The sequence below is a fragment of the Pedomonas sp. genome, assembly GCF_036515995.1.
GTDB lineage: Bacteria > Pseudomonadota > Alphaproteobacteria > Sphingomonadales > Sphingomonadaceae > Pedomonas.
Genome location: NZ_DATBUP010000262.1, coordinates 1 through 2,461 on the forward strand (window position 1 = coordinate 1; position 2,461 = coordinate 2,461).

At 66.6% G+C, this 2,461-nt stretch carries 6 protein-coding genes; all 6 read right to left on the reverse strand.

What is annotated here, in order from left to right; all coding sequences use genetic code 11:
- Positions 1–158: 158 nt before the first annotated feature.
- The 6 genes from VIG90_RS18655 to VIG90_RS18680 all read right to left on the reverse strand — a co-directional run bounded on the left by VIG90_RS18655 (position 159) and on the right by VIG90_RS18680 (position 2,404).
- A complete protein-coding gene (locus VIG90_RS18655; RefSeq protein WP_331595026.1) occupies positions 159–305 on the reverse strand; it encodes a hypothetical protein in 147 nt (48 codons plus the stop codon).
- Positions 302–1,030, reverse strand: coding sequence for a hypothetical protein (locus tag VIG90_RS18660; RefSeq protein ID WP_331595027.1), 729 nt, complete (start codon positions 1,028–1,030; stop codon positions 302–304). Before VIG90_RS18660 ends, VIG90_RS18655 begins: the two co-directional genes overlap by 4 nt.
- Positions 1,023–1,379 carry a response regulator transcription factor gene (locus VIG90_RS18665; RefSeq protein WP_331595028.1) on the reverse strand — a complete coding sequence of 119 codons (357 nt, stop codon included), beginning with the start codon at positions 1,377–1,379 and terminating at the stop codon, positions 1,023–1,025. Before VIG90_RS18665 ends, VIG90_RS18660 begins: the two co-directional genes overlap by 8 nt.
- Positions 1,376–1,846, reverse strand: coding sequence for a hypothetical protein (locus VIG90_RS18670; RefSeq protein ID WP_331595029.1), 471 nt, complete (start codon positions 1,844–1,846; stop codon positions 1,376–1,378). Before VIG90_RS18670 ends, VIG90_RS18665 begins: the two co-directional genes overlap by 4 nt.
- A gap of 75 nt (positions 1,847–1,921) precedes the next feature.
- Complete coding sequence (locus VIG90_RS18675; protein ID WP_331595030.1) at positions 1,922–2,164, reverse strand: DUF2312 domain-containing protein; 243 nt, start codon at positions 2,162–2,164, stop codon at positions 1,922–1,924.
- A 90-nt stretch (positions 2,165–2,254) separates the two neighbouring features.
- Positions 2,255–2,404: a hypothetical protein gene (locus VIG90_RS18680; RefSeq protein ID WP_331595031.1), complete on the reverse strand. Its 150-nt coding sequence runs from the start codon at positions 2,402–2,404 to the stop codon at positions 2,255–2,257.
- Positions 2,405–2,461 lie beyond the last annotated feature (57 nt).

Genomic DNA, 2,461 nt, shown 5'->3' on the forward strand with positions numbered 1-2,461 from the left:
GTGCTCGATTGTCAGAGGGTGCTCGTTGCCGGTATCCGCAAACACGAAGCGCATTTCCATTGCGCGCCAAGCTGCTCGCTCAATGGCCAGGCACGCGACCGCAGTGCTGTCCTTCCCGCCACTGATGTTGATGATATGCAGGGGAAGTTGAGGATTAGTCACGCTGCCCTCCGTTGTTCTTGCAGAGCCGCCAGCCGCTGCTCCGCGCCCATGCGGCGGATCTCGGCCAGCATGGCCTTGCGGTCGGTGAGCCGGTCGCCGAGGCGGCGGGAAAGCTCGAGGCATTGCTGTGCGCTGGTTTTCATGCGGCACCCATCTGGTCGATGTTGCAGCGGTGGACGGCGAAGGTCAGGGCGACCACCCACGGGTTGGCTTCCCACGCGCCGGGGCCGTTGAGGCTGCCCCAGTAGTTGGCGAAGGCCATGCGGGCGTCACCAAGGCTGATGTCGCGCTCCTGAAGCGGCCCCGGGCCGCCGGTCGCATAGTCGGAGCGCTCCCCAACCTTGCTCCAATCCATCGACCAGCCCGGATACATGCCTTGAAAGCCGTGGCATTTCGGGCGGCTAGTCGCGCCCTCCGCCTCTGCATCCGCCTCGCTGATATCCTGCAGCCGCTGCACGCGCACGTCGATGACGATCAGCGTCAGGCGGCTGGCCCAGCGGGGCATGTGGATGGAGGGGCGCCAGCGGCCCCGGCCGTCAGCATCCCTGCAGGGGCACCCGGCCTCCCATTCACGGCAATCGTGCGTGGCGCGATAGTCCATCCGCTCGCGCATGGCCGGAAAGTTGCCGAGCGGCATCTCAGCATGGTCGCAGTGCCACGTCTCCCGCACCCACAGCCGGTCGCCGGGGGCGTATGGGGAGTTGCGGAAGTTCCCAGCGCGGATCTCGCCCGCAATTTCGCTGGGAGCCAGTTCGCACCCGAAGTCACGATCTTTGCCCGGCTTCAACACCCGCCGCGTCTGCGTCTTCCTGCCGTCGAGCAGGGCGCGGATAATCGGTCCGCTGAAAAGGATCGGACGGTCAGCCATTGGCGGCCTCCATCCCATGCTCGCGCCACCACAGGGCGAGCGCGGTCCTATTGGCGAGACCCAGCGTCTTGAGGATGGCGGACACGTGAATCCGCACGGTGTTCTCGCTCAGGCCCAGGTGCGCGGAAATCGCGGCATTCTGCATGCTCTTACCCACCAACTCCGCCACCTCGCGCTGACGGCGGGTGAGCAGGCGCAGCGGGCGGCCGACCGGCACCGCAGGGCGGCCCTCGAGGACGGCCAGCACGGCGCGCAGCGTCTCGGCGCGGGCTTCAGCCTCGGCCAGCAGTTCGCGCACCCGTGCGGGGTCGGCGATGTCGGCAGGCACAGGGGCGTTGTGTTCGGTCATTTCATCATCTCCCTGGCATCACGGGGGTAAGCCCGGTGCAGTGTCCCGTCCGGCTTGAGAGCAACGGAGAAGTGGGGGTCATTTACGAAGCCCTGGGCGATGGCCCGGCGGATCTCGCGCTCAAGGGCAGGGGCGATCAGAAACGTGTCGAGCTTGCCGCCACACCGGTCGCGCAGTTCCGCCTCCAGCTCCGGCCAGCGAGCAATCAGCCCGGCCCAGCCGGGAGAGTAGGCGCGCATCTCGCGCAGCCGCTCACGCCACTCGGGGATCAGATCCAGCAGCAGAACGCAGCGGGTGAAGTCGTCCAGCCGGTTCGGGTAATGCCGACGCTCGGCGCCGCCGTCGTATGGCACCTCCATCATGTGGTGCCAGATGGCGGAGGACGGCAGGCCCCGGTCGCCGCGCGCAATCCATGTGACGGCGCGGTCAAACAGGCTCTGGGTGAGGGTGCTCAAGGGTGCGGGCATGTCAAAAACTGTCATGGTAGGGCGGCGACCGGCCAGATACGCAGCCGGCCGCCTGGGGGTGGTTACTCGGGCTGCTCACTCGGCCATGCCGAGCGCGGCGAGGTAGGTCTCCAGCAGCGCCTCGGCTTCCTGCCGCTTGTGCTTCTCCATGTTCCGCAGCTTGATCACCTGCTTCATGATCTTCACGTCGAACCCTTGGGCCTTGGCCTCGGCGAACACCTCCTTGATGTCCTCCATGAGGCCCTTCTTCTCTTCCTCGAGGCGCTCCACGCGCTCGATCAGCTGGCGCAGAAGGTCGGCTGCAATAATCTCGGACACTCAACTTCTCCTGTGGTCCTGGAAGGGGTGCCGGCGGGGCGAGCGGGGAGGTGCTCAGCCCCACCGGCTGGGGGGCAACTGTTGGATGGGCTAGACCGGCAGGCGGGCCAGTGCGGCACCGGCCGCGAGCGCAAACAGAGCGAGCATGAGAAGGATCATCGCCTTCCACGTTGCCCACATGGCTGCGGTCAGCCGCGGCGAAACCGCTGGCTTGCGGTCACCCGGGTTCGGCTCAGTCATCGCGGCCTCTCAGGGGGATGACATTTCCCATCGTTGCCTTGGTGATTTCCTCAACCG

Coding starts and splice junctions, on each gene's coding strand:
- VIG90_RS18655 (WP_331595026.1), bottom strand. CDS start 305: ATGAAAACCAGCGCACAGCAATGCCTCGAGCTTTCCCGCCGCCTCGGC.
- VIG90_RS18660 (WP_331595027.1), bottom strand. CDS start 1,030: ATGGCTGACCGTCCGATCCTTTTCAGCGGACCGATTATCCGCGCCCTG.
- VIG90_RS18665 (WP_331595028.1), bottom strand. CDS start 1,379: ATGACCGAACACAACGCCCCTGTGCCTGCCGACATCGCCGACCCCGCA.
- VIG90_RS18670 (WP_331595029.1), bottom strand. CDS start 1,846: ATGCCCGCACCCTTGAGCACCCTCACCCAGAGCCTGTTTGACCGCGCC.
- VIG90_RS18680 (WP_331595031.1), bottom strand. CDS start 2,404: ATGACTGAGCCGAACCCGGGTGACCGCAAGCCAGCGGTTTCGCCGCGG.